This window comes from Paenibacillus sp. HW567 (assembly GCF_000374185.1).
GTDB lineage: Bacteria > Bacillota > Bacilli > Paenibacillales > Paenibacillaceae > Paenibacillus_AQ.
In genome coordinates, this window is the sequence record NZ_KB910518.1 from 4873808 (window position 1) to 4899043 (window position 25236).

Annotated in this window: 34 protein-coding genes; 10 read left to right on the top strand and 24 right to left on the bottom strand. The window is 48.0% G+C overall.

Annotation, left to right across the window (positions count from 1 at the left end; all coding sequences use genetic code 11):
- Nucleotides 1–32 precede the first annotated feature (32 nt).
- The 15 genes from B212_RS32120 to B212_RS0121685 all read right to left on the bottom strand — a co-directional run bounded on the left by B212_RS32120 (nt 33) and on the right by B212_RS0121685 (nt 9313).
- On the bottom strand, nt 33–2894 hold the full coding sequence (locus tag B212_RS32120) for a phage tail tape measure protein (RefSeq protein ID WP_019913182.1): 2862 nt from the start codon (nt 2892–2894) through the stop codon (nt 33–35).
- A 102-nt stretch (nt 2895–2996) separates the two neighbouring features.
- Entirely contained in the window at nt 2997–3500 is a 504-nt protein-coding gene (locus tag B212_RS0121615) for a hypothetical protein (protein WP_019913183.1), read from the bottom strand.
- A 267-nt stretch (nt 3501–3767) separates the two neighbouring features.
- On the bottom strand, nt 3768–3914 hold the full coding sequence (locus B212_RS34655) for a hypothetical protein (protein WP_019913184.1): 147 nt from the start codon (nt 3912–3914) through the stop codon (nt 3768–3770).
- 76 nt (nt 3915–3990) lie between these two features.
- Nucleotides 3991–4581 (bottom strand): hypothetical protein, encoded by a 591-nt coding sequence (locus B212_RS0121625; protein WP_019913185.1) that lies wholly within the window; start codon nt 4579–4581, stop codon nt 3991–3993.
- A gap of 263 nt (nt 4582–4844) precedes the next feature.
- Nucleotides 4845–5324, bottom strand: a complete 480-nt coding sequence (locus B212_RS32125) for a helix-turn-helix domain-containing protein (RefSeq protein ID WP_019913186.1) — start codon at nt 5322–5324, stop codon at nt 4845–4847.
- Nucleotides 5325–5344: 20 nt separating this feature from the next.
- Nucleotides 5345–5821 (bottom strand): hypothetical protein, encoded by a 477-nt coding sequence (locus B212_RS0121635; protein WP_019913187.1) that lies wholly within the window; start codon nt 5819–5821, stop codon nt 5345–5347.
- A gap of 205 nt (nt 5822–6026) precedes the next feature.
- On the bottom strand, nt 6027–6332 hold the full coding sequence (locus B212_RS0121645) for a hypothetical protein (RefSeq protein ID WP_019913189.1): 306 nt from the start codon (nt 6330–6332) through the stop codon (nt 6027–6029).
- Nucleotides 6333–6351: 19 nt separating this feature from the next.
- Nucleotides 6352–6807, bottom strand: coding sequence for an ArpU family phage packaging/lysis transcriptional regulator (locus B212_RS32130; protein WP_019913190.1), 456 nt, complete (start codon nt 6805–6807; stop codon nt 6352–6354).
- A 92-nt stretch (nt 6808–6899) separates the two neighbouring features.
- Nucleotides 6900–7304: a hypothetical protein gene (locus tag B212_RS0121655; protein WP_019913191.1), complete on the bottom strand. Its 405-nt coding sequence runs from the start codon at nt 7302–7304 to the stop codon at nt 6900–6902.
- Nucleotides 7282–7725 carry a DUF4373 domain-containing protein gene (locus B212_RS0121660; RefSeq protein WP_019913192.1) on the bottom strand — a complete coding sequence of 148 codons (444 nt, stop codon included), beginning with the start codon at nt 7723–7725 and terminating at the stop codon, nt 7282–7284. Before B212_RS0121660 ends, B212_RS0121655 begins: the two co-directional genes overlap by 23 nt.
- Before the next feature lie 19 nt (nt 7726–7744).
- Nucleotides 7745–8014, bottom strand: a complete 270-nt coding sequence (locus tag B212_RS0121665; protein WP_019913193.1) for a hypothetical protein — start codon at nt 8012–8014, stop codon at nt 7745–7747.
- The gene (locus B212_RS0121670; RefSeq protein ID WP_019913194.1) at nt 8011–8202 is read right to left on the bottom strand and encodes a hypothetical protein; all 192 of its coding nucleotides are present in this window, start codon (nt 8200–8202) and stop codon (nt 8011–8013) included. The genes B212_RS0121665 and B212_RS0121670 overlap by 4 nt, the downstream gene beginning before the upstream one ends.
- A gap of 32 nt (nt 8203–8234) precedes the next feature.
- Nucleotides 8235–8528 (bottom strand): hypothetical protein, encoded by a 294-nt coding sequence (locus tag B212_RS0121675; protein WP_019913195.1) that lies wholly within the window; start codon nt 8526–8528, stop codon nt 8235–8237.
- A gap of 94 nt (nt 8529–8622) precedes the next feature.
- Nucleotides 8623–8955 carry a hypothetical protein gene (locus tag B212_RS0121680; protein ID WP_019913196.1) on the bottom strand — a complete coding sequence of 111 codons (333 nt, stop codon included), beginning with the start codon at nt 8953–8955 and terminating at the stop codon, nt 8623–8625.
- Nucleotides 8956–9079: 124 nt separating this feature from the next.
- Nucleotides 9080–9313, bottom strand: coding sequence for a helix-turn-helix domain-containing protein (locus B212_RS0121685; RefSeq protein ID WP_019913197.1), 234 nt, complete (start codon nt 9311–9313; stop codon nt 9080–9082).
- A 134-nt stretch (nt 9314–9447) separates the two neighbouring features.
- Between B212_RS0121685 and B212_RS33330 the strand changes: the two genes are divergently transcribed.
- From B212_RS33330 to B212_RS35815, 5 genes are all read left to right on the top strand, one after another.
- Nucleotides 9448–10089 carry a helix-turn-helix domain-containing protein gene (locus B212_RS33330; protein ID WP_019913198.1) on the top strand — a complete coding sequence of 214 codons (642 nt, stop codon included), beginning with the start codon at nt 9448–9450 and terminating at the stop codon, nt 10087–10089.
- An 81-nt stretch (nt 10090–10170) separates the two neighbouring features.
- Nucleotides 10171–10395 (top strand): hypothetical protein, encoded by a 225-nt coding sequence (locus B212_RS0121695; protein ID WP_019913199.1) that lies wholly within the window; start codon nt 10171–10173, stop codon nt 10393–10395.
- Between the two features lie 169 nt (nt 10396–10564).
- Complete coding sequence (locus B212_RS0121700) at nt 10565–10879, top strand: hypothetical protein (RefSeq protein WP_019913200.1); 315 nt, start codon at nt 10565–10567, stop codon at nt 10877–10879.
- Between the two features lie 20 nt (nt 10880–10899).
- Nucleotides 10900–11082, top strand: a complete 183-nt coding sequence (locus tag B212_RS0121705; protein WP_019913201.1) for a hypothetical protein — start codon at nt 10900–10902, stop codon at nt 11080–11082.
- Nucleotides 11072–11440, top strand: coding sequence for a helix-turn-helix domain-containing protein (locus B212_RS35815; RefSeq protein WP_332258082.1), 369 nt, complete (start codon nt 11072–11074; stop codon nt 11438–11440). The genes B212_RS0121705 and B212_RS35815 overlap by 11 nt, the downstream gene beginning before the upstream one ends.
- A 110-nt stretch (nt 11441–11550) precedes the next feature.
- Here B212_RS35815 and B212_RS0121715 read toward each other — a convergent pair whose 3' ends face one another.
- Entirely contained in the window at nt 11551–11928 is a 378-nt protein-coding gene (locus B212_RS0121715; RefSeq protein WP_019913206.1) for a hypothetical protein, read from the bottom strand.
- Nucleotides 11929–11996: 68 nt separating this feature from the next.
- On the opposite strand from B212_RS0121715, the gene B212_RS0121720 reads away from it, so the two are divergent.
- From B212_RS0121720 to B212_RS0121730, 3 genes are all read left to right on the top strand, one after another.
- Nucleotides 11997–12203 carry a hypothetical protein gene (locus B212_RS0121720; protein ID WP_019913207.1) on the top strand — a complete coding sequence of 69 codons (207 nt, stop codon included), beginning with the start codon at nt 11997–11999 and terminating at the stop codon, nt 12201–12203.
- A 676-nt stretch (nt 12204–12879) separates the two neighbouring features.
- Nucleotides 12880–13716 (top strand): DNA damage-inducible protein D, encoded by an 837-nt coding sequence (gene dinD / locus B212_RS0121725; RefSeq protein ID WP_019913208.1) that lies wholly within the window; start codon nt 12880–12882, stop codon nt 13714–13716.
- Nucleotides 13717–13914: 198 nt separating this feature from the next.
- Complete coding sequence (locus B212_RS0121730; RefSeq protein WP_019913209.1) at nt 13915–15126, top strand: site-specific integrase; 1212 nt, start codon at nt 13915–13917, stop codon at nt 15124–15126.
- Between the two features lie 85 nt (nt 15127–15211).
- Here the strand turns inward: B212_RS0121730 and groL are convergent, their stop codons facing one another.
- The 3 genes from groL to B212_RS0121745 form a co-directional block, all read right to left on the bottom strand.
- Nucleotides 15212–16843 carry a chaperonin GroEL gene (gene groL / locus B212_RS0121735; RefSeq protein ID WP_019913210.1) on the bottom strand — a complete coding sequence of 544 codons (1632 nt, stop codon included), beginning with the start codon at nt 16841–16843 and terminating at the stop codon, nt 15212–15214.
- 127 nt (nt 16844–16970) lie between these two features.
- On the bottom strand, nt 16971–17252 hold the full coding sequence (gene groES / locus B212_RS0121740; protein ID WP_019913211.1) for a co-chaperone GroES: 282 nt from the start codon (nt 17250–17252) through the stop codon (nt 16971–16973).
- A gap of 251 nt (nt 17253–17503) precedes the next feature.
- Nucleotides 17504–18391: a LysR family transcriptional regulator gene (locus B212_RS0121745; protein WP_019913212.1), complete on the bottom strand. Its 888-nt coding sequence runs from the start codon at nt 18389–18391 to the stop codon at nt 17504–17506.
- A 142-nt stretch (nt 18392–18533) separates the two neighbouring features.
- Between B212_RS0121745 and B212_RS32145 the strand changes: the two genes are divergently transcribed.
- Nucleotides 18534–19781: an MFS transporter gene (locus B212_RS32145; RefSeq protein ID WP_019913214.1), complete on the top strand. Its 1248-nt coding sequence runs from the start codon at nt 18534–18536 to the stop codon at nt 19779–19781.
- Here the strand turns inward: B212_RS32145 and tatC are convergent.
- From tatC to B212_RS32150, 5 genes are all read right to left on the bottom strand, one after another.
- Nucleotides 19768–20532, bottom strand: a complete 765-nt coding sequence (tatC, locus tag B212_RS0121755; protein ID WP_019913216.1) for a twin-arginine translocase subunit TatC — start codon at nt 20530–20532, stop codon at nt 19768–19770. The genes B212_RS32145 and tatC overlap by 14 nt on opposite strands.
- 122 nt (nt 20533–20654) lie before the next feature.
- Nucleotides 20655–20897, bottom strand: coding sequence for a twin-arginine translocase TatA/TatE family subunit (gene tatA, locus B212_RS0121760; RefSeq protein ID WP_019913217.1), 243 nt, complete (start codon nt 20895–20897; stop codon nt 20655–20657).
- 136 nt (nt 20898–21033) lie between these two features.
- Entirely contained in the window at nt 21034–21519 is a 486-nt protein-coding gene (locus tag B212_RS0121765) for a MogA/MoaB family molybdenum cofactor biosynthesis protein (RefSeq protein ID WP_019913218.1), read from the bottom strand.
- A 90-nt stretch (nt 21520–21609) separates the two neighbouring features.
- Nucleotides 21610–22083 carry a cyclic pyranopterin monophosphate synthase MoaC gene (gene moaC / locus B212_RS0121770; RefSeq protein WP_019913219.1) on the bottom strand — a complete coding sequence of 158 codons (474 nt, stop codon included), beginning with the start codon at nt 22081–22083 and terminating at the stop codon, nt 21610–21612.
- Nucleotides 22074–22721 carry a 5-formyltetrahydrofolate cyclo-ligase gene (locus B212_RS32150; protein ID WP_019913220.1) on the bottom strand — a complete coding sequence of 216 codons (648 nt, stop codon included), beginning with the start codon at nt 22719–22721 and terminating at the stop codon, nt 22074–22076. The genes moaC and B212_RS32150 overlap by 10 nt, the downstream gene beginning before the upstream one ends.
- 334 nt (nt 22722–23055) lie before the next feature.
- On the opposite strand from B212_RS32150, the gene B212_RS0121780 reads away from it, so the two are divergent.
- Nucleotides 23056–25011: an ABC-F family ATP-binding cassette domain-containing protein gene (locus B212_RS0121780; RefSeq protein WP_019913221.1), complete on the top strand. Its 1956-nt coding sequence runs from the start codon at nt 23056–23058 to the stop codon at nt 25009–25011.
- Nucleotides 25012–25236 lie beyond the last annotated feature (225 nt).

The following is a 25236-nucleotide window of genomic DNA, read 5'->3' on the forward strand; positions in this document are numbered from 1 at the left end:
CCTCGATTGTTTACCTTGTATCCTGGTATAGGTCATGTGGATAAGCTCACCCTCGCTTTCTGCTGATTCCAACCTTTCATACGCTTGTCAAAATCGTCATGTCCAGCCTTAACAGCCATATCAACCGTAGCTTTGTCAGCATTCCCTTCGATAATGATGGTTGGGTTATAGTTGATCACCATTTTACTGTTGTCGGTGTTTGCATTTCCGCCGCCCATACTCCGGTTAGCCGCCTGTAGAAGCCCCTGTGATCTCGCTGAATTATTTTCTGGGATGATCCACTCCGGCGAACGACCTTCACCAACCCAAGCCAGTTCTGGACTGTCCACATAACCACCAGTCGCATAGCCGCCGAGTTTTGGAATTTCCGGTATGCTTACCCCAAATGTATCCCCGCCGATCCCAGGGACCCAATCAGGCACGTCAAAACTCACTTTGTTAATGCCCCGAATAGCTGTATTGATAGCGTCAATAGCTACGTTAATCGGAAAGGTTAGGATTGCTCCAAGGCCGTCAAATATGCCTGAGAAGATATCCTTAATACCTTGCCATGCCTTGCTCCAGTTTCCCGAAAATACACCAGTGACAAAGTCAATGATCCCGCCCAATGACTTCAGAAGCCCTTTTATGATGCCCCCTATCAAATCGACAGTGTTCATTACGACATTTTTGATATTGGGCCATATAAAATTAAAGGCCGCAAATACAGCGTCCAAAACAGGCTTAACCACCGAGAACGCCCGGGTTATCGCTGTGCCGATTGATCCCAGCATTTCGCCTGCCTTACCTACCACAACCATAATCGGCGGCACTAATCCTGCTATCATCGACGCCACCCGTGGAAATACCTGAGTGGACAGGAATGTGAATATCTTGCTGATAATCGGCCAGAGCATGCTGGATAGATAGGTAATTATAGGGATAATCGACTTGTATATTGCCTGAAATCCTGTTACAGCCGCCCTCCCAATAGCTCCAAATATCGGCAGGAGTTTGGGAATAAGCGACATTACAGAACCAAACATTTTTTGAATCGAAGGCCAGAGCCCCACCAGATTGCCAATAAAGTCAGAAAAGTAGTCTTTGAGATTTCCAAAGATGTCTTTAAAGCCAGAGATAACTCCATTCATATCGCCACCCGTAATGCCAAACAATCCGGCTATATCAAGCTGTCCCGAGAACATTTTTTTCCCATTCTCAACAACTCCACTGATACTGCCAAAAATGCTTTTTACGGTATTTACAACCTGAGTAGCCGTGGAGAAGTCAAGGCCCATCCTGTCTAAAAAATTGATTGATGCCGCTGCGCCCTGATCACTGAATCCACTTGATATAATTTTGCTTATCACTCCAACGGTGTCAGAAACAGCATCCCCAACTTTACCGAACGCCCCCATAACAGCGGGCACCCAGTCTGTCATTTTGTCAGCAAGTCCTGAAAATATAGGTAATAGTTTTTTCGAGATTGGGAGGATCAGGCTGGTTTGCAACGTTCTGCCGATCCCGCCGAAGGCTTGACCAATTGTATTGTATTTGACCTTGCCGATCTCCTCCATCGTATTCTTTGTCATGTCGAACTGGCGCTTTGCCGAGGTCATTGCCTTAACTACTCGCGACTCAAGGTCCTCCGCTTGTGTTCCGAACAATTGGACGGACACCGCATTTGCGACAACTGGATTTTTGATCGCTTTTATCGCCTTCGCAGTCTTCAAGAAAGCCTCCTGTGCCGTCTTACCACCTTCATTAAATTCTTTAGTCATTTGAGCACCATTTAACCCGATTGCTTTGTATGCTTCGAGTGAGGTTTTCGACCCATCTTTAGTTCGGATACCAAATTCTTTAATTCCGTCTCCCACTTTATCCAGTGAAAATGCCCCAGCTTCCATACCTGCTGCGAAAGTGTCGAACATCTGGTTTGCAGAGAAACCTAATTTTGCAAAATAGACGCTATATTCATTGGCTGTGTCCAACAGGTCCATGCTCTTTGATAATGGACCAGAAGCCCCTTGAGCTAAAAGATTATATGCCTCTGTCGATGTAATGCCAAAGTTCTTCATCATCGTATCCGCAGCTTTAACAGATTCGGAGATATCTTCATTAAAGACATCGGCATACACCATAGCATTTTTGGTTGTAGACTCCAGATCAGATCCAGTGAGTTGAGTAACTTTACGGACGGCACTCATACTCTCCGCAACATCATAAAATCCTTCACCCATGTTTTGGTTATACAGGTTTTCCGCAATGGCGCTAAAACCCTTCATCTGTTCTGCAGAAGAGTTTGTACTCGCCTGCAATTGATTCATAGCCTCCTGATATTCTTCTGAAAAGGAGAAAACGGCGTGCCCAGCGAGGGCTAACCCACCAACAACTGCAACACCGGCACCACCAGCAAGAGCAGCTCCGTCTAAAGCCCATGCCCCAGAACTGTCTCCGCCCCCAGCCTCTCCACCGCCGCCGCCAGAATCACCAGGCTGCGGTCTTTGAATGTCATTGATCTCCCGCATGCGCCGCTCAAGATCCTGCATGTCGCGGGTATAGCGCTGCAAGTCATTACCGAACATGTTGGAGGGCATCCGAATGCGAGCGATCTCCTGAAGGTTACGGCTCAACTGCTGCGACTCCTTGACAGCCTCTTTGAGCTCCTTGACGGTCTCCGTAAATATGCCATCAATCCGCGGAATGCGGCGCAGTTGATCAAACTCACGCTCTACTGCCTGCAAACCTTCCCGCAGGGGACGTACCATATCGCCTGAGATACGGATTCCTTCGATCGCACGCGCAGTGGTTTCCAGATTGTTGAGATTATCCATCACCTTTCGCATGGAACCTGTATACGAACTCTCAAGCTTTGCTTTTAGCTCAAATGCTATTTGGTATTCTTTACCTGACATAAATGTTCACCTCTTTTCATTTTGATATTACAAATATTTTTATTAGCATCACCCCCTTCATAGGAAATTCCTATAATTAATAAACCCATCCTATTTTCAACCTCAGATGCTGCTCATAGGAATTGGTTTCAAGGCCTCGACAAAGACCTTCACTGAAATTTGATCATCCTGCGGCAGCGACCTGAAATACGCCAGATCGGAATCTGAAATCATCCTACGCACCTTACGGCGGCTTAACGCATCGCCTAAAATCTTAGCGGTAATCAATATTCCGTACTGCTGGGCCAAGTGCTCCATGTTAAGGGCAGCAGCAATACGATTCTTGGACAGCTCCTCCAGCGAAGCCATAATTGATATAATTTCACCTCTGGCCGGTATCTGCTGACGGAATATATTGGCTCCTTCGAAGGCTACTTGATTCCGTAACTGGATACACTGCTGCAACTGAACAAAATTTAGGGCCAGTATTTCCGGCAGCTCCCGCTCAACGAGCTTCTGTGCCTTGGCATTGTTCAGCCCGGATATTTTCTTGATGAGTTGCGCATTCCTGTACTCTGAATATTCAGTCAAAAGTTGAATTTGGTTTGTGAGAGGAATAGTGTTCAAAGAACCGCTCCTTTCTGCCGGTTACTTCCTGCTAATAGCGAGTATGCCACTTCCGCTTTTTTCGATCAGGCAGAAGATGGCATTTTAAAGTCATTATTTGAAGAAAAATCATGCAGTTTCGTAATTCTAGTCTTCCGAAATGGAAACGGAAGTGAATTTTCAAATAAAAATCTGCACGTTTTTCGGGCTCACGCGCACCCGCATTCTTTCTGAAGCCCTGGGAGGACCCAAAATCATCAGCGGGCGTCGTGATCCAACTGGTTTTGCTTATCCCTTATTGGTCCGCTTCTTCCCTCGAGTCATGACCGCAGCTCCACGAAACAGGTATGCCTTGCCCTGCTTCACATGGTTCTTGGCCTTCCACTGCTGGAACTGCTGTATATCCCGGAGCATTGCTGCCGTGGTAGTTGCCACATTGTTCATTCCTTTCAGATTTAGAAATAGAGTACAATCTATGAGCACCGCGCCAATATGATTTCGGTTATATATCTTATTTGAAATATCTATCTAAACTGTCACCTGACAACCAAGAATTTATAAAGCTCTTTTTCTCGTAGTCTTTAAGCGATTTAGACCTTGGATCAATATAAATAAGATAAGAGGAGTACTCCAATTGTTCTGTGACAGCTCTGCTGAATATAAGCTCATTGTTAATTTCACTGATCTGTTTCTCAATTTCCTTAATTTCCGACTCCAAGTCCTTCCGTTTAGAAACAATTTCATCGGTCCAGCGAATTCTTTCTTCCTCAGCTTTATTAGCAGCATCCCGAATCTTATCCAAGTCCTTAACAAATAAATTTCGAGAAGTTCCTATTTGAGTTTCATACCCAGCAATTGAGTCCTGGATCTCTTCAAGGTCAAGCCGAAGTTTACGATTTTCTTTTTTGAATTTCTCTAATCCATTGGTATCCTCATTCATTTCTGCCTCAATCATTTTGTCAGCATTGTCCTTAATTTTCCCTTTAATGACCTCGACTTTCTCCTGAAGTCCATCAATATTGCTTTGGATCAAGACTTCCCGCTTATCAACTTTATCTTTAAACTCCTGCATCAATTCTTTCCAATCTTTGTTTTTGAACATGCTTAATCTCTCCCTGTTCGTTTATAGTTAGCTGGTCACTTCCGACTTGCTACATTTACCCTCACTTGGTACTAGAGCTTGTAATTCATACTGAAAATCACACGAAATACAGCTAAGAATCGATGTGGGCGGTCTCGCCCTTTCCACTAGACTGATTTTGCACACAGACTTATTCCTCCTAACAATAATTGAATAGAATTTAATAGTTGCAACCTATAAGTGAAATGCAGTATAATTGCCTCATTGGGAAACAATTACATAAGCTACATACTTAACGTCTCCTGTGTTGGCGCACTGGAGGCGTTCTTCGTTTCGGCTTCCCTGCTCTTTCTGATCTCTTCAACGAAATTCTCAAGCTCTGTTGTATCACGACCCATTTGCTTCAAGACTACGATTAGGTCATCAATTTCAAATGTCTTCTTCTCCACAATGCTTACCTCCATTCTCGCCGCCAGCAGGTCAGTTGCTTTACCTGGAAAAATGTGATCCATCGAAACGCCGTAAAATATGCAAAGGCGACCTAATGCAAACGCGTCAACTCTCCCGCAGTCAATCTCCCATCTCTTCAATGTCCGCTCTGTGATGCCTGCAGCTACAGCTGCTTCCTTCGTTGATCGCTTTACATTCTCACGTGCTTCTCGCAAGGTAATCATATGCCGGCCTTTTGACACGGCACATTGAGCTAAATACTTGGAATGATACGCCCGGGTGGAATTCCGATTCAATGTAATGGTATTATCCATAGCGTTTCCCCCAATCTTATTTATTCAGCCTTTCCGACAGTGATGATGTACTGTCCTTTACCTGAACTGTTTACATTCTTGACTGCACATCCGCCTCCAACGAGTGTTTGAATGAATCTGTCCAGATCATCAAGGAAATCGACATGATCGCGGTCCAGTTCAAACACCTTCTCACCCTGCCGTTCCACCGTTAACATATCTCTCAAGCGAACAAATGCATTTTTAAGAGAATAAACAAGCTCGTTGTACAGTTCTCTGTCAGTCTCCACCGCCTCACATAATACCCAGCCAGCAATAGGAGCGATGTAATCGACAACATCGGTCCATTGCGCATCTGGCGCGGCTGCTGCGCTTAGTGTCTCCTCCAGTTCATTTGCCATCAAATGAGCGGAGATGCGGTCTTGGACGGTATCTTCCAAGTACTGCTTGAAAGGAATCAGCCTTCCACCCTCTGTGATTTGCCATTGCATTTCAATCATGCTTTTACGTTGCTCCATCGTTCTCTATCTCCTTCGATTTTGAGTTAAGTTTTGCATGTTACGAAAGCTGAAATTCGAACAGATACCATAGAAGCCTACCTTCTGTACTCCCCCCGCTTAATGTTGCGAATTATGACGTTGTACTGACGGGCATTATGCCGCCAGCGGTAAGCCAGCTCCTCCATTGACAAGTTCAACACCTCCTTTCAGGAACAGCCCTTTACTAGAATTTCCTGATTTCCATCTCCCCAGCTAGCTTAGTGAGTGCCCTCAGCCGATGCTTCTTGTATGAACCTGGGCTCATCCCCAAGTCTTTATAGATTGCCTGGTGACTGGTGTAGTCGGATTCTCGCGCCAAGTATTTGCGGGTAATGATCTCTGCTTCTGTCATCTCCAACTTCTGCACTGCTTGCTGCAGCTCTTCCAGTCCTTTGAGCTTCATTTCCATATTGATGTGAATACCGGCTTTGTATAAGAATTTCACAATTTGCTCTTCGTCCTGCTTTGACATGACTACTCTTTGTTTCAAGCTTCCGCGCCTCCGATCGTTAGAATATGTCCTGCAGCCCTTCAACCTCTATGTTCAGTGATAAGACCAGCATTGCCATTGCCCTGTTCTTCACTTTGTAGTAAGTAACCTCACTGAGGGGCGGATCTAGGAGTTGATTGAACACTACGTAATCAAAGATTGTTTCTCTTTGCATGTAGCGATCCGTAATGATCTGCCTTTCTCTTCGCGGCAGCCTGCTAACCGCCAACTCAATCCATTCACAGAACTGGCGGCGGCGCTCACGCTCATCGACGTTGTACGTTGCTATATTTCCCGTCTGATCACTTACAGCGCCAGTGAATTCTTTGGGCGTATCTGACAATGCGGCAGTAAGGGAGGCTTCTCTCTCCTGGAAAGTGATGAATTTCCACATCCGATATCGCTCAAGCTCAGTTTCAACCTTGGCTCTGATCTCATGCTTTACACATGCCGGCAGATTATCTAATATCTTCACTTCTGATCACCCTTTGTGATATAGTTTGTGGGTGATAATACGACTCTTGCTCTCCCGCTGCGGAGAGCTTTTTTTTGTTTTGAGGTGACTCATTACCATTTATCAAACCCTGTATATGGAATTTCAAATCGCCTCATAAACGATGGAATGAAGGCTAAGAAGCTACCATTGTTACCCTCAGGCAGATGTTCAAAGTGATCTCTCACCTGTTCCCTGAACTCCTCAGCAGTCACTTCCCATTCCTGTAGCGATTCAATATGATGCATGATGTGTAAAAGTTGTTGCTCTGTTACCTGAGGGTGCTCCTTTTTCATCGCTCTTCTGAATTCAGAATTATAAATGTTTAGAAAAACATGATCGTCGATTGGAAAATCGATGTATCTTTTAATATCTTTTTTCTTTTCTTTTCTTTCCTTTACTTTACTTTGTGGCATTACTACCCCCGTTTTCTCCGTGGAATTCTCTGGGGAAAACTTATGGCCCCTCTTCCCCATCATTCGAATTATCGCCCCCCTTGTCTTTCTTCTTTCTCCAACGGTCCCGGAGCTGCTGAACTTCTTGCGATCTCTTACGTATTCCATTGCTGGTAATAACCATTCGCTGTTCATAGGCTTGCCGATCAAAGAGCTCAATATCGAACGCGGCATCCATCATTTGATTGAACCTTTTCTCGTCAACCATTAACTTGCCGATTATGGAAGCTTTAAACACCTTCTTTGATAGATCCAGCTCCGGCACACTTGATCGGTAAATACGTTCCAGCATTATAAAATAAAATGCGTAACCGTCATTCCCGAACATTGCCCGCATGGCTTCAATCTTCTCATCATTTACCGCATCCGTATCATGAGAGAAGTAATCCATACCTTCTTTTCTAGGCCGCGCCACATCACCACCATCCCTCTTATCTTCACGCATTGTCCCATGTGGAGTTATATCAGTATGCCGCCGCTCCTACCAGCAGGCTTAGCAGTTCGTAATTCTTAATACGGCCGGACAGGTAATCCTCCAATGTGAGCCAAAGCGTATTCGCCCGCGCCGGATCAATACCGTTAAGTTCAAACAGGGCGTTACCTATCTTCTCGTACAGGTCGGCCATCAGCTCAAGCTGGATACCAACTCGCTCCATCTCGACGCGCTTGGCAGTCAGAGTCCCTAGCAGCTCCAGCAGGCGTAGGCTTATGAATCGCTGCCCTGCCCTGCTCATTGCGCCGCCTTCTGCTTGGCATCCAACCATTCGAAAAAGGAATCTCTATAAACCAGCTTCCGGCCATTCAACTGCAGCAATGGGAATCCTGGACTGGCGAACAGTTCGTAGGTAGTGGATTTTGCTACACCGAGAATCTCCGTAACATGTTTTGCTTGAAGGACAATAGGAAAATCTTTGCGTTCCATGTTATATCACTTCCTAATATGAGTTATGAGTGCTAGTTTACAACGTTATCGTCGCGTTTTTGGTTATAATGCTTCAAACGCAATGAAGCGGCTTGCTTTTGTTCGTCGGTCATTTTTGACACCATCTCTTGTGCGAATCTGACTTGGTTAGACTTGAGCAACCATTTAGCTGCGGTTACACGGTCGCCGTCTTTTTCTTCCCAAATTGGTTGAGCTATTTTGCGAAGCTTGGTCATATGAGTTGGAACACAGGTATAAACGGTCCAGGTACCAGCGATGTAGTCATAGACACATGTCGTTTCCCTTTCTTCCGCTGAATACTGCATTAATTCATCCTCCTATCTTTATTTTGCCTGTCGAACGTCGCGAATTAGCAGCTAACCCCTGATAACTGACTTATCACAAGGGGCGGAACAGCCATTATCCAAAACGCGACCGCAACGCCTCAATTACGAGCCGCTTATTAAATTCGTCCAGATAGTCCATATCGGAAAGGTTCACCTTTGCCAGCCGCTCATTGAACAAGTGCAGCGCCAGGTTGAGCATAAATTTCTCCGATTGGCTCCACGGCCGGGACAGCCGCTTAAGCGCTGCGGAATCGACCGTACCTTCTTCCATATCAAAGTATTGAGTGGTCAGGTACCGCTGCAGCAGGCAGTGCTGGGTGAACAGGTGATTTAATGCGCGCCAGTAGCGATCCGTGAGCAGATGTGCCGGGATCTGGACGGCAGCGGGCTTGGCTGGTGTTGTCATGATCGTTTGTCTCCTTCTAAATCTGTATTTGCCGATTATCTAAGCACGGAATAGCGGCCGGGAGCCTCGGGGTGTGCTTACACTCGGGTGGTGCGGGGAATGATGAATTGTGTGATGGTGCTGGTTACTTGGCTGCTTGCTGCGGCGTTTTGACAATCTCGAATAATTCTGACCAGTCGCATTCAAGTACTTCACAAATGCGCTTAGCCGTACGTGGTGATGGGCTGCGATCCCCGTTCGTGATTTGGGTAGTCATCGGACCAGACATGCCAATCTCTCTGCCAAACTCTGTTTTGTAAAACCCTTTAATCATGATGAGTTCATTTAATTGTGCTGGATCTTTTACTCTAATTTTCATTTCTCCACCTCCTAATGTTGCAACCTGTGGAATTAATATAGCTCATTTTTGCGCTTGTTGCAACATTTATTTTATTAATTGCGCATTTAGTGCAATTCATTGTATAATCGCTTCAAATATTAGTTTAAAAGGACGTGTTTAAAATCGCTGAATCATTCGGTCAATATTTACGAAGTCTTCGAAAGAAAAAAGGCCTTACACTTAAAGAATTAGGTAAAGAAATCGGATTGTCATATTCTTATTTATCTCAACTTGAAAGAGGAGAAAGAGGTGTTCAGGGTGTTCCGTCTCCGGATATCTTAAAACTTCTATACAAACCATTAGGAGCAGATTTAATTGAAATGATGGAAGAGGCTGGACACCTCCCCAAAAGGTCAGAGGATGAAACTGAGACTGCAAAAGAGGAGCAAAACACTTATTTGGAAGAGTACATAAACTGGATATACAAAAGTGCCTTAGTAAATCCTGACGATTCTATACCCCAACAAATTAGAGAAGTTATAGAAAAACACATTGAACTTTCGGAGGACGATAATAAACTCAGCATTATTACAAAAATTAAAAACTTAAATGACTCAATAGCCAAGAGTGATCTTGCAAGCGACATTTGGATGACTGCCCATGAATTATCTGAGGATGAATTAGAGTATATTCTATCCACAAACGATGACCTAACATATAAAAGGATTCCTCTATCCAAGAATGATCGGAAGTTAATTACCCTTTTTCTTGATGCACTAACTGACGGACGAGTTGCCCCAAATAAATCCGAATAACCATCAGAACCCCGCACCCAGCAAGGGATTGAGGACAATAAAAACCAGCAGGATTTTCCCGAGCAGCCAGCACAGCAACCAATGAAAGAAAAAGGTTACAAAGAAGGAGGTATACAAGATAAAGGAGCTGATCCCACGAAGAAAGAGAAGCACTTCAATATACGGGAGATTAACGGAACAAAGCCTCTCAATGAGTGGATGGAACGAGGGATTCAAGATCTAGCAAAGCGCGAGTATGGAATGAACATCACAGTGAAAATCACGGAAATAATTAAGCGCCGCCCAATAATTGACCTTGAGAAGTGAATTGTTCCCTACAATCAGCCTGTTCCATCACTACGATATACTAATACGCCTCACGAGACGCTTTGCAAGCCCTGTACAGCCGTCCTTACATAGAGCATAGGTAAAATTACACATAAACCGCGCCCTCTATATTTACCTATCATCGAGAAATTAATAAAGGAGCTCAGTCATGAATGCAGAACACAACCAGGAAAAGTTCAATTTTTCAGAAGACAAAGAGTACTTTAATTTTCACTTCTCAGGAAATCACGGTGAAATTATTGCATCACTCCCAAAAAGTGAAGAGCAGAAAGCCTATGAAAAGAAAATGGCACTACTTAAAGAAATCAAAGACTCTAAATTTCCGCCACTAGATACCGACTTGGCTTATGTAATTGCAATGTGTGATGTGAATTATGAAGGCATTCGTTTAACGGAAGAAGAGAAACAACAGTTGCAACAACTCTTAAAAGGGATGGTCAAGGATCGACTGCCGATACAATAAATCCGGAGGGGATTAGTTCTGTGAAGAAACGTTTCAAAGTTGAATTTGTCAATGTTGCTACACCAGAGCAGTCTGCAGCCATCGTGAAGAATTTAGTACGGGATGAAATGATGAAGGTCTATCGTAAGCATGGAGTAATCGCAACCAATCTTGATGAAGTGCTTTACAAGCACATCAACGCAGAGCCGGCCGATGAGCAGTGAAGCTACAAGCAGTTCACCCGCTGCCGATTTACTGTTTGCTGCCCTGCAGGAGCTGAAGGAAATGAAAATCGAGGTGACGGTGAATATAAGACCTCGAGGAGAGCCTGTGGCTGTTCCTACACCGGAAGGATCGTCGCGGTACGATATTACGAGAACGGAGAATCTTCTGCCGCCGGTACTCTCCCCTGCTGATATTCAAAAGTTTTTAGGCATTGGAGAGAACCAGGTGTACCTCTTATTAAATTCAGGAGTTTTCCACGCTGCCCGGGTTGGACGACGGTTGTTTGTATCACGAGCCGTATTCATTGAATGGCTGGAAGGGCGATCAGAAGACAGGGAGGTAAAGCGAAGCAAATAAGGTGATGGTCCAAAATTGGACCGTGAGATTGAAAAATAGGAAATGATAATAGTTCACTGTAATTACGTTTCTTATTTTATTCAGGCATAGAAAAAGCACCGGTTAGGGGCTCACACATGGCGCTTTATAATACTCAGTTGTATCGGATTTCCACTATCATTAAACTTCATTTTAGCCTGCTTTTCTCCTACAGACTCAATGACTTCTTCGGCAAGAACACCTTTAAAAGATAATTCTGGAATGCTAACATAACCGCCACCATCGATGACTACTTGCATGGAGTTATGATTCCCATATCCCGACTGCTCAGGCTCATGTCTTGTAATGACCAAGTCAAAGATTTGATTTTCACCAATGAATTCGACCATTTCTTGCACTTTAGATTTAGTGGGCTGAGTTTTCCCGATGGCTTCACTTGTTCTGTCCCTTTGGGTAGCAATTGCTTTTTGCTGACCGGTCAAGTGCTGTCTATCAAACCTAAATGACATGAATATTCACCTCCCACACCATAATTCGGCATATGGGGGATAAATCCTGCATTAAGGAGCTATGAACCATGACAAATACGAGAAAGACCAGAAAGCGCCCTGAAATTGAAATCGAATTTGTTCCCGTAGAAGGTGATCCCATCCAAGCCATTGCAGACGCATTAGAACCGGTATTAATACGTGTGCTTAGAAAACATGATGCATATTTGAAAATGCCTTTGGTTGATTTTTTACGTATGCATGCAAGGCTGCAGCCGGCTAAAGATCTAGAATGAGTTTTCGGCACTAGGCGCTGAAAACTAAGCGAAATGAGTTTTTGCTACCGAGCAGCAAAAACTCTAAGGATGCAGTCAAGGGTATTTACTGCCCGGCAGTGAAAACTCTGCAATGCTCTGTAAGGATCTTTAGTAGTTCTGTTCACGCGGTGAACAAAACAGGAGTTCCGTGCGAAGCTGGTACAAAATCGCCAAGATGGCGAGGAACGTTTCCGTCATGCGGTGACGGAAAGCCTGGATCTTACTTGGACATAGTTTTCACCAACGGTTGGTAAAATGGTTTTGTCCGCCCGGCGTACGAAACTCTCTTTATGGTCGCTTGACGACTGAAAATAATTTTCCACCGAGCTTCGGTGAACAGTCGGTCCGGCTTCTGATGTTTTTGCTGAAGCTCGGCATTAACTACAATATTGAATCGACTTCATTGCCGGGTAATGAAAATAGGGGTATCAGTGCTTCCAAGTGAATCTTTATTTTCTTCACCGCGTGAAGAAAAATGTTCACACAGTTTCAATTTTGTGCGAAGCTCGCACAAAACCTAATATTCCCTTGTGGTGATGGGTTTTGCGTGCCCTGCACGCGAAAGCACCTTCTATCGCAATGGAAAAAATAGCTCATGCAGAACGCCTAATCGTGTTACTCTATTATCTATTATCCCTTAAGGAGCTGAAATATTATGACGAACAAGCCAACTAATGAACACGAAACCCCGTTTGAACAAGCACGCCAGGAAGATGAGAACGGCAATGAATACTGGTCTGCCCGAGATCTTCAATTGATTTTGGAATACCTCAATTTCCGGAATTTTGAATCCACAATTGAGAAAGCAAAGATAGCATGTAGGAATAGTGGTCAGCTAGAAGATGACCATTTTGCTCAGGTGCGCAAAATGGTTCAAATCGGTTCAGGAGCTATGCGCCCGTTGAAAGACTATCGCTTATCCCGCTACGCCTGCTACCTCATCATACAGAACGCCGACCCCTCCAAGGAGATTGTTGCCCTGGGTCAAACATACTTTGCCGTCCAGACCCGGAAACAGGAAGTCTTTGAGCAAGCCACAGAAGAGCAGCGGCGTGTTATGCTGCGGGATGAGCTGCGCAAGCATAATACCCAACTGGCAGATGCAGCGTATCAGGCTGGCGTGCTCACCACAGTCGATTTCGCCGTGTTCCAGAATCACGGGTATAAAGGGTTATATGGCGGACTGGACGCTAAGGGCATCCACAGCCGCAAAGGCCTCAAAAAATCGCAGAAGATTCTTGATCACATGGGCAGCACCGAACTGGCAGCCAACCTCTTCCGGGCAACACAAGCCGAAGACAAAATACGCCGGGAGGATATCCAGGGTAAAGATAACGCTAACCGCGCTCATTATGATGTCGGGGCCAAGGTGCGGCAAACCATTAAGGAATTAGGCGGAACCATGCCGGAGAACCTGCCGGTGCACGAAGATGTTAAGAAGGTTGAGCGGAAGCTTCAGAAGGGAAACACGCTTCTTCCTGAAGGCGAATAGAGACAGCATGCGTGTTTGCGACACACTCTTGAGGATAGTTTCCCCCAAACACGCATTTTAAGCCGTAATTTGTGACGTTATAGTCAGGAATTACAACCTGACTACGCAGAGAGGTACAAATACACTCCTCAACTACAAACGTTCTGAAATGTACAGTTCTATCGCTCAATACGGAACGATCACAAGGAGGCTCATAACATGGCAGGCTACTACAGAAAGCGCGGCTGCAAATGCGAAGAAGGAAAGAAATGCACCTGTGGGGCTACCTGGTCCTTCACACTGGACATCGGGCGCGATCCAGTTACCAATAAGCGGAAGCAAAAGGAAGTCGGCGGCTTCAAGACCAAGCGGGAGGCGATCAAGGCCTGCGCGGAGCTTATGACCGAATACGAGCGTGGGAGCTATGTTGATGAAAAGAATACCCTGTTTAAGGATTTCGTTAAGACGTGGCTTGAGATTTACGGCCCTACTGTAAAGGTCAGCTCACTCCGGGTGCGGAAACATGAATCTGATAAGCTGATGAAATATTTCGGCAATCTTAAACTGCGGGACATCACCAAGAAGAAGTATCAAGCAGCCCTCACCGCCTTGAAGAAAGAAGGCTTAGGTGATAACACCGTCTCCGGCGTACACACCACCGGCCGGATGATCTTCACTAAGGCTATGGAGTTGGATGAGATTAAGACGAACCCGACATTATATGCCAAGGTGCCGCGCGTCCGGAAGACACTGGAGGAAGTCGAACAAGAGGAATCAGCCATCAAGTACCTGGAGAAGGAGCAGCTTGCCAAATTCTTGCAGACGGCAAAGGAACAGGGGCTGGAGCAGGATTACCCGATCTTCTTGACACTGGCCTACAGTGGGATGCGCGCCGGGGAATTATGTGCGCTTCGCTGGTCGGATCTCGATGAGAAAGAGCATAGCGTCAACATCAGCAGAACCTATTACAACCCCACGAATAGGACCAGAGAATATGAGCTGCTTACCCCGAAGACCAAGAGCTCGAAACGGACCATTGATCTGGATAAGCTTGTAATTGATGAATTGAAGAAGCACCGCGCGAAGCAGAATACAATCAAAATGGAATACCGAAAGATCTACCACGATGGAGATTTCATATTCGCCAAGACGGATGTACTGAATGTCGGCTACCCGGAGTTCATCAAGACTATAGAGAACCGCATGAGGCGGCTGCTGAAGCTGGCCGGTTTGAATGAGAAGCTGACTCCCCATTCCCTGCGCCACACGCATACATCCCTAATGGCAGAGGCTGGCGTAGGGTTGACGGAGATTATGGAACGGCTGGGTCATAAGGACGACGACACCACCCGCAGCGTATACCTACATGTAACCAAGACCATGAAAAAAGAAGCTTCCCACAAGTTCAGTGAACTCATGAGAAGCCTCTAATTATGTTACCCCGTGTGGGGAAAATGTGGGGAAATGACCTCCCCTAACAGCTAAACCCTTGTTATAGCAAGGGTTTTTCGCTGTCTTACATCATGCCGCCCATGCCACCCATACCGCCCATATCAGGCATGCCGCCTGCTTTTTCAGGCTCTGGCTTGTCAGCGATAACCGCTTCGGTGGTCAGGAACATTGCAGCTACGGACGCTGCGTTCTGCAGCGCATACCGGGTTACCTTCGCAGGGTCAACGATCCCTGCTTCGAACATGTTCACCCATTCATCGGTAGCAGCGTTGTAGCCGATGCCGATTTTTTCTTTTTTCAAGCGGTCCACGATAACGGAACCTTCTTGACCAGCGTTGGCAGCAATAGTGCGAACTGGCTCTTCCAGAGCGCGCAGTACGATGTTCACGCCAGTTTTTTCGTCGCCGCTTACTTCTACAGCAGCAACAGCATTATATACGTTCACAAGAGCTGTACCCCCACCGGATACGATACCTTCTTCAACCGCAGCGCGGGTTGCGTTCAGGGCGTCTTCGATGCGCAGCTTACGCTCTTTAAGCTCGGTTTCAGTTGCAGCGCCTACTTTGACAACGGCTACGCCGCCAGCAAGTTTAGCCAGACGCTCCTGCAGTTTTTCTTTGTCGAATTCGGAAGTGGTTTCTTCCAATTGGGAACGGATTTGGCTTACACGTGCATTGATGTCCGCTTTGTCGCCGCTTCCGTCTACGATTGTAGTGTTTTCTTTGGTTACGCGCACTTGACGGGCGTTACCAAGCTGGTCGATAGAAGTGCTTTTCAGGTCGAGTCCAAGCTTCTCAGTGATCACTTGGCCGCCTGTCAGAGCAGCGATATCCTGCAGCATAGCTTCACGGCGGTCGCCGAAGCCAGGAGCTTTAACAGCGACAGCGTTGAACGTTCCGCGCAGCTTGTTCACGATCAGCATGGCTTGAGCTTCGCCTTCGATGTCTTCAGCGATGATCACAAGCGGACGCGCCTGTTGAACGATCTTCTCAAGCAGTGGCAGGATTTCCTGTGTGCTGCTGATTTTCTTGTCAGTGATCAGGATGTACGGATTCTCCAGAACAGCTTCCATTTTGTCCGTATCAGTAATCATGTACGGGGAAATGTAGCCGCGGTCGAACTGCATGCCTTCTACCACTTCAAGCTCAGTCAGGAAGCCGCGGGATTCTTCAACGGTGATAACGCCGTCTTTGCCCACTTTTTCCATAGCTTCAGCAATCAGCTTGCCCACTTCTTCGTCAGCAGCAGAGATTGCAGCTACTTGAGCGATGGCTTGGGAATCTTCAATTGGTTTAGCGATGCTTTGCAGTTCAGTTACAGCAGCTTTAACCGCTTTGTCGATCCCTTTGCGGATAACCATTGGGTTAGCGCCTGCAGTTACATTCTTCAGACCTTCGCGGATCATGGCTTGAGCCAGAACAGTTGCAGTTGTAGTACCGTCACCGGCTACATCGTTGGTTTTGGTGGCTACTTCTTTAACGAGCTGTGCGCCCATGTTCTCGAATGCATCCTCAAGCTCGATTTCTTTGGCGATGGTTACACCGTCGTTAGTGATCAGCGGGCTGCCGAATTTCTTCTCCAGCACCACGTTGCGGCCTTTTGGTCCAAGTGTAACTTTTACGGCGTTCGCCAAAGCATCTACCCCGCGCAGCATTGCGCGGCGGGCATCTTCACTGAATTTAATTTCTTTTGCCATTGTGTAATTAACCTCCTAAAAGTTTTGTTAGCGTTACTTCCTGAGTGACTTCGTTCAAAACTCACTTCGAAAGCATCAGCCAATTTTGTATAAGTATGTTCGTTATCACTTATGAACGGCTCTCCGATTAGTCGAGAATCGCGTGGATGTCGCTTTCTTTCATAATCAAATATTCTTTGCCTTCGTATTTGATTTCAGTTCCGGCATATTTTGAGAACAGCACACGGTCGCCTTCTTTAACTTCCAGCGGCACACGCACTCCGTCTTTCAGGGCACCGCTGCCTACAGCGATGATTTTACCTTCTTGCGGCTTCTCCTTGGAGGAGTCCGGAAGCACAATCCCGAAAGCAGTTGTTTGCTCTTGCTCGCTTGGTTCTACCAATACGCGTTCACCTAATGGTTTGATCATGAAAAAATAGCCTCCTTTGAATATGTTGTTTACCTTGAAAACATAATTTGGATACCGCAGATTGTTACGGCTTAGCAGCGTTAGCACTCAACACTCTGTAGTGCTAACAACAATTTTTATGATACTCAACTTGAAGCCGGATTTCAAGTCCTTTTGCGTAAAATCCTATTTGTTTTTGGGAAAAATCTGGTTTGCGCGCTTGTCCGCCCCATACTCTCTAACATTCTATCCACCCGAGGGCAAAATATGCCCTATTTGTCGGGCAGGGCTGCATCCTTCCTGTGAGCGCGCACATAATCCAGACTAGTCCTGATAAAAGCCTGGGACAGTGCCGGAATGCAGTCTTTGTTCCTCATTGCAAGCACAACCTCCTGGGATAATGGAGGCTGCAAAGGAATAATGGGCAGCTTGGCGCTCATCCGGGTTATATAGAATTTGGGCAGGATGGAAATGCCAAAGTTTTCTTGAACCATGGCCTGAATCGTATTGATGTCCTTGACCTCAATCGTCACATTGAAGCAAGAATTATGCGATACCAGCAGCTTCTGCAAATCCTTATCTCCCGGCATAATAAAGCAGCGATCTCCCAACTGTTCGAAGCTTAAAGCTGCCTCTCCCCCCAGCCCATGCTTCTCCGGCAGAACCACGACCATGTCATCTTTGATTAGAGGCACTGTGGACAATGATGCAGACGGAAACATAGTGATGCCAATATCTATGATGCCATCGGAGATCCAGTTGTTGATTTCCTCCGATTCCCCTTCGAATATGACAAGCTCTACCCTGGGAAAAGATTGTTTGAACGCAGCAGACAGCCCCGGTACAAAGCGGCAGGCAATATCAGGCGTGGCGCCAATCCGCAGGGTTCCCGTCTGCAGCTCCCCGGCAAGCGCGGCCTCCTCTTTCATAAGCTGAATGGTATGTAGGATCAGACCTGCATGCTTCAGCATGGCTTCCCCGTCCCGGGTCAGGACAATCCCCTGGTGGCTGCGGTGGAATAGGACGATTCCAAGCTCTTTTTCGAGACTTCGAATCATCTGTGATACGGCAGATTGGGTAAAAGCAAGAATTTCGGCTGCCTTGGTGAAGCTCTTGGACTCCGCTGCGGCAGCGAATACCTGCAATTGAAGTAATGTCACTTAGTCTCTCCTTCCGGCAAGAATCGAGCACGCCTAACTATTAGTAAATACTAATCACGGTATTATAAACCTTAATTTTACGATCTAAAAAAGGGTCAGTATACTCCAATTGTGCTCACCGCACCAGGAAGGAGTTCACCCAATGAAAAAACGCCCAACAGTCCAGGGCTTTCTCCGAAGCTATGAGCCTGCAGTATGGATTCAATTTACCGGAACTGTGCTAAGCTCACTGACGATGTTCATGATCCGACCGTTCTTAGTCCTATATCTCCATGACCAAATGGGTGGTGCTATCCTGCTGCCTATTCTGATTACTACTCTACAGCCTCTGTGTGGAATAGCTGCTGGAATGTACGGAGGCAATCTCAGCGACCGTTACGGACGCAAGCCGGTCATGATTGTCTCCTTACTGCTGCAGACCGTATCTATGGCCGGTTATGCCATCGCAGAAGGAGTGGTCTTCTTCGCCTTGGCTTCGATGCTGAACGGCATTGGCTCCGCTCTGTTCCAACCCGCCGCAAATGCCCAGATTTCCGATATCGTGAAGCCGGAGCAGCGGGCGGAGGTTTATGCACTGCTTCACATGGCGCTTAATTTCGGCGCTGCGCTTGGACCTGCTCTGGGACTGATGCTGTTCAATTGGAACATTCATGTCGTCTTCTGGCTTGCCGCCCTATTTCTGGCCTTGTATACCTTGTTACTGTGGAGCAAGCTAGGAACGGTACCGCCTCCAGCTTCAACGGGCATAGACTCCGCAGCAACACTCCTGTCCTCCTTCAGAAGTCCGGAGTTTAGGGTTATTCTGCTACTGACACTCTGCTATTTACCTCTTGGCTTTCTGTATGCACAGGTTGATTCCACACTACCTTTTCATTTACAGACCCATTTCGGCAATTATCAGGCGGTACTCACCCTTCTGCTCACCTTCAACGGAATTACCGTCATTCTGCTGCAATTGTGGATTGCCAGAGCGACTGCCCGTTTCACTGCCCGGCGGATGCTCAGCATCGCCTATCTGCTGTTTGCGGGAGTAACCCTGGGATATGGATTTGCACCTTCGCTGATTGTTTTATTGTTAACAGAACTAATGTTCTCTACAGGTGAAATGCTGCATGGACCACATATCCAGAAGGCCATCTCCGAGCTTGCGCCTGTGGAAGCACGTGGATACTCTTTTGCCCTTTTCGGCCTGGGACCGCAGGTCTCCAGGGCACTGGGACCGCTGATGGGCGGACTGCTGCTGGACCTATGGGGAGGTGCCGTGCTTTTCCTTGTGCTGATGTCCGCTTTTCTGGTCGTAGGCAGAATTCAATCCAGACTGCTGCAACCGGCCGCGGCGGCGGAGCCCCCTTGCGTGGACAAGCTCCCTACCGGGACTACTCCGTCCTGATGTAACGCGCCTCCCGCTCATTGTCCAAGGCCAACTGCTTGCGGTAGACAAAAGCGGACAGAAACACGCTGAATTCATACAGAATCAGCAGGGGAATCGTCACCAGAAAATCCGAGATGAAATCGGGCGGTGTGATGACCACAGCGATAAAAACGAGCGCGAAATAAGCGTACCGGCGCATTTTACGCAACCGAAGCGGGTTGAGAATTCTCAGCTTAGTCAGAAACATAACAATCAGCGGCAGCTCAAACAGCAGTGCCAGCGGAATGACGAGACTGAACATGAAGCCGAAATACTGGGCAATGCCATAGGTTTCCTCAAGTCCCATGCCCCGGGTGATCGAGATGGTGAACGACAGCGCCATAGGGAACACAATATAATAGGCAAACGCAATGCCGAGTATAAAAAGAACGAACACATAAGGCACGTAACGCAGAGCGGCGCTCCGCTCAACCGGCCGCAGTCCGGGGCTGACGAATGCCCATAATTGATAGACAATAAACGGAACAGAGACCGTCAGAGATACCGCCATAGCGATTTTCATGTACATCCCGATGCCGTCCCAAAAGGAGAACGCATGCAGGACGAAGCCCTGCACCGTATCAGCACTGATCAGATACAGATAAATGGGCTTGGCGACGAACAGTCCGCCTACCAGCCCGGCCACAAATACAATCAGCACGTAGATGATCCTTCTGCGCAGCTCCGTAAGATGATCCACCACTGACATTTCTTCCGCTTCCTGAGACATGACTGACACCACCCGATGGCTTATGTAATAAGATTGATGAGTTAAGAGCCGTTTCTAAAAAAAGAGGCGTTCCCCAGTCTGAAGCAGCACTGAGAGAACGCCCCCGCGTAAAAGGATGTAATTTATTCCGGCAGACGTTTATCCTGCGGCGGTTCTGCCGCCATCGTCTGCGGGGCTGCCGGCATTGGCGCTTCGCTCTTCTTGGCAGCTTCAGGCTCGCTGATAATTTCACGCGCACCGTCCTTGAATTCACGGAAAGTCCGTCCGACGGCACGGCCCAGCTCAGGCAGCTTGTTCGGACCAAAGAGCAGCAGTGCCAGGATGACCAGCAAAATAATTCCGGGAGCACCAATCCCATTTAGCATTTGTTATTCCTCCTTGTCACTCTGTCCGCTCATTCATGATATCGTTAACAGTAGATTAATAATACCATAACTTATGTCACACATCCATCAGAGATCACTGACAATTCCTTGCGACATAACGGAATAGGAGATACAACTATTGCCGGTACTGGCCGGTTACCATCAGCAACGCTTCGGGCAACTGATCCATGATCGCTGCCAGATTCTCATGCACACCCTTCGGCGTGCCGGGCAAATTCACAATCAGCGTTCTTCCGCGAATGCCGCAAATGCCGCGGAACAGCATGACCGCGCGGTTCTTCTGTATAACTGTACTCCGCATAGCCTCGGAGAGTCCGGGAACCTCCCGCTCAATCACACGCCGTGTTGCCTCCGGCGTAACATCACGGATCGCAAGCTCGGTGCCTCCGGTGGTCAGCACCAGATCCGCCTGGAAATAATCTGTCAATTCAATCAATGCGGCAATAATCTCATCCTGCTCGTCGGGCACGATCCGGTATTCGACAATCTCGCCTCCAAGCTCCTCCTCCACCAGTTCCCGAATAACCTGGGCGCTCGTGTCTTCCCGTTCGCCCCTGGCCCCCTTGTCGCTGGCCGTCAGGATTGCTGTTCTCCACGCCATAGGTTGTCCCTCCCTCTGTATGTGCTATGTATAGACACCGCACGAATGCGGCCATTAAGCGCCTTCCGCGTATAGAGCCTCTTGCTGTTCTCAATCCTCCAGCGCGTAATCTCCACTTTTGCCTCCGCTCTTATGTACAAGCAGCGTCGGGCCGATAATCATGTCCTTTTGCAGCGCCTTGCACATGTCATATACGGTCAGAGCAGCCGCCGAAACGGCGGTCAGCGCCTCCATCTCCACTCCGGTCTTTCCGGTCGTCTTGACGGTTGCTTCTATATATAGCTGATCTTCGCTGTTATCCCAGAAGCGGATATCAATACCGGTAAGCGGCAGCGGATGGCACATTGGAATCCAGTCGGCGGTTTTTTTGGCGGCCATAATTCCGGCGACCTGGGCGACCGCAAGCACATCTCCTTTGCCGATCCGGCCCGCCTTGACCGCCGCAAGCGTTCCAGGGGCCATCTCCACACTGCTCCGCGCCGAAGCTGACCTGTGGGTAACCTCCTTGTCGCTCACATCTACCATGCGCGCCCGGCCCTGCTCATTGAAATGGCTTAACTCCATGAATTGTGCTCCTTCCGGCAGTGAAATATGCCGTCTTCCGTAATCAGCATATCCATATAGGCATCATGATCATCCATCGGTACTTCAGAAACCAACTGCTCTCCGAACGCCAGTCCGATCCACACCGGAGACTTCCCGGACAGCGGGGTGCGCTGCTCCCATGAAGCCCGCAGACGGTCATAATAACCCCGTCCATAGCCAAGCCGGCCACCCTTGATATCAAAAGCAAGTCCAGGTACAAAAACGACATCCGGCAGCCGGGGATCATCCGTTTCCGGCAAACCTCCGCCTGCTGCTGACGGTTCTAATATACCATAGGCTCCCGGTTCCAGTTCTTCCCAAGAACGTACCGCATGAAAACTCATCGTTCCGGCTGCTGCATTCACCCGGGGCAGCCGCACCTCGCGGCCTTGCGCCCAAGCCTCCGTAACCAGCGGACGGCAGTCCAGCTCGGAACGGAAAGGCACATAGGCAAGCAGCGAAGCCGCTCCTTCCATCTCAAGCCATTCCCAGGCATGCTTGCAGGCCAGAGCGGACAAGGCAGCTCTCTCCTCTTGCGGCAGTCTGTCACGGACAGCAATTCTCTCCGCACGCAGCTCCCGTTTGAGTCCGGCCAACGGCGCAGTGTTGCCCGTCATTCGAAGCCGCCTCCTCTTCCGTTATATGCTAGCTTATCATAGTTTGTAAACTCAGTTTACCACTCTTCCCCCCGGTTCGCCAAGGTTGTATAAATAAGGTTGTTATAGGAAACATACAGCGCTATTCTCCTCCTCGTAAGCGTTACAATGGCATTACAATGACGTTCTCCCGTCCTTATCTCCCGTGATTACTGTTCCGCTGGACCCTGGCTTGATCCTGGTTCGTCCCCTCGCGCGGCAAACGCTTTTCATGTAAACTATAGAATAAGGTTTTTTTGTACAGCCGGGCGGTATCCGCCACGGTGAAATATGCAAGGGCGGAGGTTTCATCGGTATGCTTCTTCAAGCGACAGGAATTACAAAATCATATGGAATACAGAGTGTGCTGGACGGCATCAGCCTGCAGGTTAACGAGAAGGAACGGGTGGGCCTTGTCGGGGTCAACGGGGCTGGCAAATCCACCTTTCTGCAGATTATCGCAGGTGAAATGTCCTATGACAGCGGACAAATTCATAAATCCAAGGAAACCACCGTCGGCTACCTGGCCCAGAACAGCGGGCTGCAGTCGGACAAAACCATTCAAGAGGAGATGCTGGCCGTATTCGCGCCGCTGCTGGAAGCGGAAGCGGAGCTTCGCCAGCTTGAGGCTGATATTGCCGACCCTAAGCTGGCGGATGATCCGAAGCGTTACGAGGATGTGCTGGAGCGCTACGCCAAACGCTCGGATTGGTTCAAGGATCACGGCGGCTATGAAATGAACACCCGGATACGCAGCGTCCTGCACGGCATGGGCTTTGGCGAGTTCTCCCCGGATACGCCTATTTCCACACTGAGCGGGGGACAGAAGACCCGGCTGGCTCTGGCCCGCATTTTGCTTCAGGCTCCCGATCTGCTCATGCTGGATGAGCCGACCAACCATCTCGATATCGAAACACTAACCTGGCTGGAGGATTATCTGCGCAGCTATGCCGGAGGCATCCTGGTTGTCTCCCATGACCGTTATTTTCTCGACCGTCTGGTCACTACAATCGTTGAAATCGAACGCCACCAGTCCCGGCGGTACACAGGCAATTACAGCCGGTATGTGGATCTGAAGGCTGCGGAATATGAAATCCGCCTGAAGCAATATGAGAAGCAGCAGGACGAGATTTCCCGGATGGAGGACTTCGTGCAGCGCAACATCGTACGTGCTTCCACGACCAAACGGGCGCAGAGCCGGCGCAAGGCACTGGACAAAATGGAGCGCATCGACAAGCCGCTGGGCGATTTGAAAAAAGCCAGCTTCTCCTTCGAGCCGGATTTCATGTCCGGTAAGGAGGTGCTGCAGGTACGGAACGTTGCGGTATCCTTCAGTGAGGACAAAGCGCCGCTGTTCCAGAATGCCTCCTTTGAGCTTCGCCGGGGAGAGACGGCTGCATTGATCGGCCCGAACGGCATCGGCAAATCGACGCTGCTGCAGTGCATGACCGGCACCCGTGAGCCTTCCACCGGGACTGTAAACTGGGGAACGAAAGTGAAGATCGCCTATTACGATCAGGAGCAGACACGGCTCAATCCGCGCAATACGGTACTGGAGGAGCTATGGAGCGAATATCCGATGCTGGAGGAAGCGCGAATCCGCACGATTCTGGGTAATTTTCTCTTCAGCGGTGAGGATGTTCAGAAGAAGGTTGCGGCATTAAGCGGCGGTGAAAAAGCGCGGGTTGCGCTTTCCAAGCTCATGCTGCGCGGCGCCAATATGCTTATTCTCGATGAGCCCACCAACCACCTGGATCTGGTCAGCCGCGAGGTGCTGGAGTCCGCGCTGATTGATTTTGAAGGTACGCTGCTGTTCATCTCCCATGACCGTTACTTCCTGAACAAAATGGCGGAACGCGTGCTGGAGCTGCACCCCGGCGGGATTGATCAATACCTGGGCAATTACGATGACTATATCGAGAAAAAACAGGAGCTTGAAGCAATTGCCCTAGAGCAAGCCGAGCTTGCCTCTGCCAAGGTCACCAAGACTGCAGAGAATGAAGCCGCAGCACCGGAAAAAGGCACGGCTCTCTCCTACGAAGCGGACAAACAGGCCAAACGCGAGGAACGCAACCGCCTGCGGCGAATCTCTGAGCTTGAAGAGAACATTGCGGGACTGGAAGAGGCTATCGCCAATATTGAGGATGAAATGACCAAACCCGAGGTTTTTCAGGATTATCTCGCACTTCAAGCGCATGAAAGCGATCTGAAGCTCAAAAAAGATCAGCTTGGAAATTTATTTAGCGAATGGGAAAACCTTGCTGACGAATAATGTAAAGATGTAAAATAAATATTTTTGAACTGTTCCCGATTTGTTCATATATAGTTATCCACAACTAAATCCACAATTTTCGTGCATAACTCACTGCTTAAAAAGGCCCCTGCGGCCTTTTTTTATGCGTAAAATCACGCTTTTCCTTGTCAAGGACTTTTTATCCACGGAACTATCCACATTATCCACAATTCGCACAAGGAATTGTTTATTAGTAAACCTGCG

Excerpts from the sequence above, each read along its gene's own strand:
- B212_RS32120 (WP_019913182.1), bottom strand. The coding sequence starts at position 2,894 with ATGTCAGGTAAAGAATACCAAATAGCATTTGAGCTAAAAGCAAAGCTT.
- B212_RS0121625 (WP_019913185.1), bottom strand. The coding sequence starts at position 4,581 with ATGTTCAAAAACAAAGATTGGAAAGAATTGATGCAGGAGTTTAAAGAT.
- B212_RS32125 (WP_019913186.1), bottom strand. The coding sequence starts at position 5,324 with ATGGATAATACCATTACATTGAATCGGAATTCCACCCGGGCGTATCAT.
- B212_RS0121635 (WP_019913187.1), bottom strand. The coding sequence starts at position 5,821 with ATGGAGCAACGTAAAAGCATGATTGAAATGCAATGGCAAATCACAGAG.
- B212_RS0121655 (WP_019913191.1), bottom strand. The coding sequence starts at position 7,304 with ATGATGGGGAAGAGGGGCCATAAGTTTTCCCCAGAGAATTCCACGGAG.
- B212_RS0121660 (WP_019913192.1), bottom strand. The coding sequence starts at position 7,725 with ATGCGTGAAGATAAGAGGGATGGTGGTGATGTGGCGCGGCCTAGAAAA.
- B212_RS0121665 (WP_019913193.1), bottom strand. The coding sequence starts at position 8,014 with ATGAGCAGGGCAGGGCAGCGATTCATAAGCCTACGCCTGCTGGAGCTG.
- B212_RS0121670 (WP_019913194.1), bottom strand. The coding sequence starts at position 8,202 with ATGGAACGCAAAGATTTTCCTATTGTCCTTCAAGCAAAACATGTTACG.
- B212_RS0121675 (WP_019913195.1), bottom strand. The coding sequence starts at position 8,528 with ATGCAGTATTCAGCGGAAGAAAGGGAAACGACATGTGTCTATGACTAC.
- B212_RS0121680 (WP_019913196.1), bottom strand. The coding sequence starts at position 8,955 with ATGACAACACCAGCCAAGCCCGCTGCCGTCCAGATCCCGGCACATCTG.
- B212_RS0121685 (WP_019913197.1), bottom strand. The coding sequence starts at position 9,313 with ATGAAAATTAGAGTAAAAGATCCAGCACAATTAAATGAACTCATCATG.
- B212_RS0121695 (WP_019913199.1), top strand. The coding sequence starts at position 10,171 with ATGAAAGAAAAAGGTTACAAAGAAGGAGGTATACAAGATAAAGGAGCT.
- B212_RS0121700 (WP_019913200.1), top strand. The coding sequence starts at position 10,565 with ATGAATGCAGAACACAACCAGGAAAAGTTCAATTTTTCAGAAGACAAA.
- B212_RS35815 (WP_332258082.1), top strand. The coding sequence starts at position 11,072 with ATGAGCAGTGAAGCTACAAGCAGTTCACCCGCTGCCGATTTACTGTTT.
- B212_RS0121715 (WP_019913206.1), bottom strand. The coding sequence starts at position 11,928 with ATGTCATTTAGGTTTGATAGACAGCACTTGACCGGTCAGCAAAAAGCA.
- B212_RS0121720 (WP_019913207.1), top strand. The coding sequence starts at position 11,997 with ATGACAAATACGAGAAAGACCAGAAAGCGCCCTGAAATTGAAATCGAA.
- dinD (WP_019913208.1), top strand. The coding sequence starts at position 12,880 with ATGACGAACAAGCCAACTAATGAACACGAAACCCCGTTTGAACAAGCA.
- B212_RS0121730 (WP_019913209.1), top strand. The coding sequence starts at position 13,915 with ATGGCAGGCTACTACAGAAAGCGCGGCTGCAAATGCGAAGAAGGAAAG.
- groL (WP_019913210.1), bottom strand. The coding sequence starts at position 16,843 with ATGGCAAAAGAAATTAAATTCAGTGAAGATGCCCGCCGCGCAATGCTG.
- groES (WP_019913211.1), bottom strand. The coding sequence starts at position 17,252 with ATGATCAAACCATTAGGTGAACGCGTATTGGTAGAACCAAGCGAGCAA.
- B212_RS32145 (WP_019913214.1), top strand. The coding sequence starts at position 18,534 with ATGAAAAAACGCCCAACAGTCCAGGGCTTTCTCCGAAGCTATGAGCCT.
- tatC (WP_019913216.1), bottom strand. The coding sequence starts at position 20,532 with ATGTCTCAGGAAGCGGAAGAAATGTCAGTGGTGGATCATCTTACGGAG.
- tatA (WP_019913217.1), bottom strand. The coding sequence starts at position 20,897 with ATGCTAAATGGGATTGGTGCTCCCGGAATTATTTTGCTGGTCATCCTG.
- B212_RS0121765 (WP_019913218.1), bottom strand. The coding sequence starts at position 21,519 with ATGGCGTGGAGAACAGCAATCCTGACGGCCAGCGACAAGGGGGCCAGG.
- moaC (WP_019913219.1), bottom strand. The coding sequence starts at position 22,083 with ATGGAGTTAAGCCATTTCAATGAGCAGGGCCGGGCGCGCATGGTAGAT.
- B212_RS32150 (WP_019913220.1), bottom strand. The coding sequence starts at position 22,721 with ATGACGGGCAACACTGCGCCGTTGGCCGGACTCAAACGGGAGCTGCGT.
- B212_RS0121780 (WP_019913221.1), top strand. The coding sequence starts at position 23,056 with ATGCTTCTTCAAGCGACAGGAATTACAAAATCATATGGAATACAGAGT.